General features: G+C 67.9%; 4 protein-coding genes and 2 pseudogenes. 3 read left to right on the top strand and 3 right to left on the bottom strand.

Annotated elements, in window-relative coordinates:
• Positions 1–202 precede the first annotated feature (202 nt).
• Entirely contained in the window at positions 203–2,551 is a 2,349-nt protein-coding gene (glgB, locus tag AOK08_RS19520) for a 1,4-alpha-glucan branching enzyme (RefSeq protein ID WP_079054134.1), read from the top strand.
• Positions 2,552–3,293: 742 nt separating this feature from the next.
• On the opposite strand, the gene AOK08_RS19515 is transcribed toward glgB, so the two are convergent.
• Complete coding sequence (locus tag AOK08_RS19515; protein WP_055527562.1) at positions 3,294–3,629, bottom strand: NUDIX hydrolase; 336 nt, start codon at positions 3,627–3,629, stop codon at positions 3,294–3,296.
• A gap of 335 nt (positions 3,630–3,964) precedes the next feature.
• The gene (locus tag AOK08_RS19510; protein ID WP_055527561.1) at positions 3,965–4,159 is read right to left on the bottom strand and encodes a hypothetical protein; all 195 of its coding nucleotides are present in this window, start codon (positions 4,157–4,159) and stop codon (positions 3,965–3,967) included.
• 132 nt (positions 4,160–4,291) lie between these two features.
• On the opposite strand from AOK08_RS19510, the pseudogene AOK08_RS48725 reads away from it, so the two are divergent.
• Together AOK08_RS48725 and AOK08_RS19505 are read left to right on the top strand one after the other, a co-directional pair.
• Positions 4,292–4,384, top strand: a pseudogene (locus tag AOK08_RS48725) (XRE family transcriptional regulator); the annotation flags it as partial.
• A gap of 57 nt (positions 4,385–4,441) precedes the next feature.
• A complete protein-coding gene (locus AOK08_RS19505) occupies positions 4,442–5,035 on the top strand; it encodes a DNA-binding protein (protein WP_079054135.1) in 594 nt (197 codons plus the stop codon).
• 37 nt (positions 5,036–5,072) lie between these two features.
• Here the strand turns inward: AOK08_RS19505 and AOK08_RS19500 are convergent.
• Positions 5,073–5,351 (bottom strand): annotated as a pseudogene (locus AOK08_RS19500) (recombinase family protein); the annotation flags it as partial.
• Positions 5,352–5,474 lie beyond the last annotated feature (123 nt).

Below are 5,474 nucleotides of genomic sequence, written 5' to 3'. Positions count from 1 at the left end.
CCGATACGGTGCTCCTGCGGGCGTACGAAACGGACAAGGCGGTGTACGAGGTGGTGTACGAGGCCCGGCACCGCCCGGACTGGCTCCCGGTACCGATGTCGGCGGTCCGCCGCCTGGCCGCACCGGGCTGACCCCCACGCAATCCCCCTCCCCCACTCCCTCTCCACTTCCCCCCGGCCTCACCTTCGAAAGGCACCCGCCCGTGACCCCGCACTCCCCGTCCAGCGGCTCGAAGAACACGAAGAAGAAGACGTCCGCGAAGAAGGACCCCGGGAAGAAGGCGGCAAAGCGGGCGGCGAAGGAGACAGCCGCCGCGACGAAGCAGGACCAGAATCAGGACCACAATCAGGAGACCACCCCGCTGCCCTCCCCCGCGCTGGACGCGGCCGACCGCGAACGGCTGCTGGCCGGCACGCACCACGACCCGCACTCCGTCCTGGGCGCGCATCCGCTGCCGGGCGGGGTCGCCTTCCGGGCGCTGCGGCCGTACGCCCTGTCGGTGACAGTCGTGGCCGGAGATCTACGGACGGACCTGCACGACGACGGCGACGGATTCTTCTCGGGCGCCCTACCGCTACGGGCCGTCCCGGAGTACCGGCTGGTCATCGCGTACGAGGAGCAGGTGCAGGAGACCGAGGACGCGTACCGCCTGCTGCCCGCGCTCGGCGATCTGGACCTGCATCTCATCGGTGAGGGCCGGCACGAGGAGCTGTGGAAGGCGCTGGGCGCCGAGCCGATGACCCACCAGGGCGTCACCGGCACCCGCTTCGCGGTCTGGGCGCCGAACGCGCAAGGCGTCCGGGTGATCGGGGGCTTCAACTTCTGGGACGGTACGGCGTATCCGATGCGGTCGCTGGGCGGCACGGGGGTGTGGGAGCTGTTCGTGCCGGGCGTCGGCGAGGGTGAGCTGTACAAGTTCGAGATCACTCGCCCGGACGGCTCGAAGACACAGCGCGCGGACCCGATGGCCCGCCGGACGGAGATTCCGCCCAACACGTCTTCCATCGTGCATAGTTCACGTCACGAATGGGAGGACGGGGAGTGGCTGGCGCGGCGGGCGCAGATCCCGGCGCACGAGGCCCCGATGTCGATCTACGAGGTCCATCTGGCGAGCTGGCGCCCGGGCCTGACGTACCGTCAACTGGCTACCCAACTCCCCGCCTACGTACGTGACCTGGGCTTCACGCACGTGGAGCTGATGCCGGTGGCGGAGCACCCCTTCGGCGGCTCATGGGGCTACCAGGTCACCGGCTTCTACGCGCCCACGGCCCGCCTAGGCACCCCGGACGACTTCAAGTACTTGGTAGACGCCCTGCACCGCGCGGGCATCGGCGTACTGATGGACTGGGTCCCGGCCCACTTCCCGCGCGACGACTGGGCGTTGGCCGAGTTCGACGGGCGCGCGCTGTACGAGCACTCGGATCCGCTGCGGGCCGCCCACCCCGACTGGGGCACCCTGGAGTTCGACTTCGGCCGCCGCGAGGTCCGCAACTTCCTTGTGGCGAACGCCGTTTACTGGTGCGAGGAGTTCCACATAGACGGGCTGCGGGTCGACGCGGTCGCCTCGATGCTGTACCTGGACTACTCGCGCGAGCCGGGCCAGTGGACGCCGAACGAGCACGGCGGCCGGGAGAACCTGGACGCGGTCGCCTTCCTCCAGGAGATGAACGCCACCGTGTACCGGCGGGTCCCGGGGGTCGTGACGATCGCCGAGGAGTCGACGGCATGGGACGGCGTCACCCGGGCCACGCACCACACGGGCCCGGGCGGTTTCGGCGGCCTGGGCTTCGGTCTGAAGTGGAACATGGGCTGGATGCACGACTCACTGGGCTACGTCCAGCACGACCCGGTCCACCGCAAACACCACCACCACGAGATGACGTTCTCGATGGTCTACGCGTACAGCGAGAACTACGTCCTGCCGATCTCCCACGACGAGGTGGTCCACGGCAAGCGGTCGTTGGTATCAAAGATGCCGGGCGACTGGTGGCAGCAACGGGCGACAGAACGCGCCTACTTGGCCTTCATGTGGTCACACCCCGGCAAGCAACTCCTCTTCATGGGCCAGGAGTTCGCCCAAGGCGCGGAGTGGTCGGAGGCCCACGGCCCCGACTGGTGGCTACTGGACCCGGCGTACGGGGCGGAGGCGGACCACAGAGGCGTCCGCGACCTGGTCCGAGACCTGAACAAGGTATATGCGGAGACCCCGGCCCTCTGGCAGAAGGACACACACCCCTCGGGCTTCGAGTGGCTGGTCGGGGACGCGGCGGAGGACAACGTCTTCGCGTTCATGCGCTACGACGCGGAGGGCACCCCGCTCCTGTCGATCAGCAACTTCTCACCGGTCGTCCGCGAGGACTACCGCATCGGAGTCCCGGACACGGTCCCGGCCTGGCACGAGACCCTCAACACGGACGAGTCCCGCTACGGCGGATCAGCCACCCACAACCAGTCCCCCCTGAAACCGGACCCCCACCCGTGGCACGGCCACCCGACAAGCATCCGCGCAACGCTGCCTCCCTTGGCAACAATCTGGCTCCGCCCGGCCTAGCCCGAACGGTTTTTCAAGACGGTTCGCTTTGGCCGCTCGGGCACGCCGCCTACGGCCCGTTCACCTGGCGCGGAGCGGGTACGGAGTGCCTGGCGCGGGTGCCACTCCGGGGGCGTGGTCCAGACGGGGTCCACTGGGTCGGTTCCACTCCCCCAGGGCTGCCGTTGAACGGTGGCGCCGGCGCCACGACGGGTTCTCGGCCGCCCTCCTCAGCCCCGCCAACACCGACCCGCGCTCTCCCCGACAGTAAAGCGCAGACAGCCACCCGAGAACGGAACCGCTAAGCATCAAACGAAGTAGGACAACGCGTCCGTATCTACTGTAATTCTGTGGGAGGGCCGCAGCGGCTCCGCCCGGCACATGGCCGAACGGGGCGCTTCCGTGTCTGTTCGGTCGCTGAGCGACGACTTACAGCGGTGACGATGTTTGCCGCCTGGTCGTCGGTGAGGCTCGGGACCTAGCTGACGAGATGCTGGTGCCGAGACCATGCGCAAGCCCCGTCCAATGCGTCTGGGAGAGGCACGGACGGGGCTCGGCTCGAACCCCCGCTACGGCGCTGGGTCGGTGTCGCTGGCCTCGTCCACCGGGTTGGGGTAGAGGCTTTCCGGCGTGTGTGTGCGAATGTGCCTGTCCGCGAGTGCCCTTTGGGTGTTCTGCGGTGTGCCGTTCGGCCGGTCCCGGGCGATGGCGGCCTGTGCCGCCGCTACGGTCCGCTTCGCGCTTCCCACGTGTTCTCTCCCCTTTACCGGTTGTCCGCCGTCACCGACTTGCCCTGGCACAGGAACTGCGCGGGCCCGAAGCCGTCGAGAACGGCGAGTGCCCGGCGGACGCGGCTTTCCTGGTCCGGGTCGGTGAAGGTGTTCAGCGTGTGCGGCTGCACCCAGCGGTAGGCGGTCAGGTCCGGCTCCTTGCCGTCCTCCGGCTCGGGCAGCGTGACGGCATCAGTGCTCAGCAGGGTCCCGCCGTCGAAGACGAGGTTGTATCCCTCGGTGACGCCGGTCTCCTCGTTGCGCGGGACGTAGTCGACCAGGAGCAACCGGCCCGGCCGGAAGTAGGCAAGCCCGGTCTTCTCAGCCACCTCACGGGCGCACGCCTCGTGCGCCGGCTCGTCGCCATGGCCCCGCCCATGCGTCGACGATGCGGGACGCAAAGGCGGGGCTGCCGACACGCTGAGCCTTGCTCGGGCCGTCCTCAGCACGCCGGAGCTTCACCAGCGGACAGGTTCTGCGCTGCCACCAACGCATACGGGGCAGGGACGTTTCTCAGTCCATTTGCAGAGCCGGCACCCGCCGAACCCGCAGCACCCGTCACACCAGATGGACCGGTGCCCGGTACAAAGCCCGCAGTAGGTCACGGCGACCGAGAACGGCGGCTCTCTGGCAACGCTGCGGAGTTTCTCGGGAGCCGTGGTCATCAGTGCCCCTCGGGGTGCCGCCGCAAGTAGACGTTGCAGTCGGTCACGGTCGTCATGTCGCCCCCGGCACGCGCACGGTCCCGCACGTTGGCCAGTTCGGTACAACCGGCGCAGCCTTCAATGGGCGTCGGCTCCAAGTACGTGCGCAACGGCAGTTCAACCGGCGTGGACGGGTATCTCCTCGGCTCAGTCATGCCGCGATCCTGAAGTGCCCTTGAGGACGTATCCGGCCCCGAACCAGGGACAGTTAGGCCTTTGGCCGCTACGGTCGAGAAAAGGCCCAAACGTCCCTGGGAGACATCTTGAACTCTGCCCTACGCTCAGCTATGGCAGACGCCGGAATCACCCCGCGTCAGCTTGCTGTACGCGTCGGTGTGTCCGGCAAGACCGTCGAACGGTGGCTGGCCGACTCCGAACTGACACCCCATGCACGTAACCGAGAGGACGCCTGCCGGGCGTTGGGAGTGGACGAAGAGATGATCTGGCCGCAGGCAGTCAAGGACCGCATCAAGAGCGGACACGACCGTGAACTAGTCCACAGCTACCCGTACCGCTCCGCCTGCCCGTCCACGGTATGGAGCGACCTGGTCAGCGACGCCGACACCGATCTGTTCTTCGCCGGATACACGAACTACTTCCTGTGGACCCAGGTGCCCACCTTCCTGGAAACAGTGCGCCGGAAGACAGAGGCAGGGTGCCGCGTGCGCTTCCTGTTGGGCGACCCCGAGGGCGAAGTGACCCGACAGCGCGAGATCGTCGAGGACGTGGCCCTGACGGTCTCCACGCGCATCAGAATCACGTTGGAGCACCTTGACCGCCTCGGGCCCCTGGACGGCCTTGAGACCCGCTTCAGCGCGCCGGAAGACGCGATCAACCACGTCAGCCTCTCCGTGTTCCGGTTCGACGATGACGCACTCGTGACGCCACACCTTGCCCGGCTCGTCGGGCACGACTCCCCGCTGCTCCACCTACGAAAGCAGGGTGACGGAGGAATGTTCGACCGGTTCGCGGAGCACAGCGAGGAACTGTGGGGACGGGCGAAGGTTCGGGATCCGGAAACCGGCAAATGAACCGTGCTGCCAGCCGTTAGCAGGGCCGTAACTGAGGCGCGTCGCACTCGTCGGGACGGGCGAGCCACTCGCCGAGCTGGGGACGGTCGAAGGGACCGAAAGCGGACGCGCTCACGTCCAGGCCGACGGCTTCGCGGAGCGCGTCACCCTCGCCGAAGCCGATTCCGAGGGCTGCCGCCGCGATGTCGTCGGCTTCGCGCTGCCGTTCGGGGCTGGTGGTCTCGTCCGTCATCACGGACAGCCGGATACACCGCACACCCCTCAGGGGCTCGGTGTAGACCGTGCCCGCGATGGGGTTCCGGGGTGTAGTCGTCATCCCCTCGGTGGGGACGGACACATTCCCGCGAGGGAGAACGAGGGGGGCGGCGAGGGTGCTCACCTGTGATCACTCCTGAGTGGTACGTCTGGAGTATCCGGACCGGCGTTTGAGGACGAGGCC

It is taken from the genome of Streptomyces graminilatus, assembly GCF_001418565.1.
In the GTDB taxonomy this organism is placed as follows: domain Bacteria; phylum Actinomycetota; class Actinomycetes; order Streptomycetales; family Streptomycetaceae; genus Streptomyces; species Streptomyces graminilatus.
Note: the sequence above shows the minus strand (reverse complement) of the source record. Positions and strands in the feature narration are given on the sequence as shown.

Coding starts and splice junctions, on each gene's coding strand:
- AOK08_RS19510 (WP_055527561.1), bottom strand. CDS start 4,159: ATGACTGAGCCGAGGAGATACCCGTCCACGCCGGTTGAACTGCCGTTG.
- AOK08_RS19505 (WP_079054135.1), top strand. CDS start 4,442: ATGATCTGGCCGCAGGCAGTCAAGGACCGCATCAAGAGCGGACACGAC.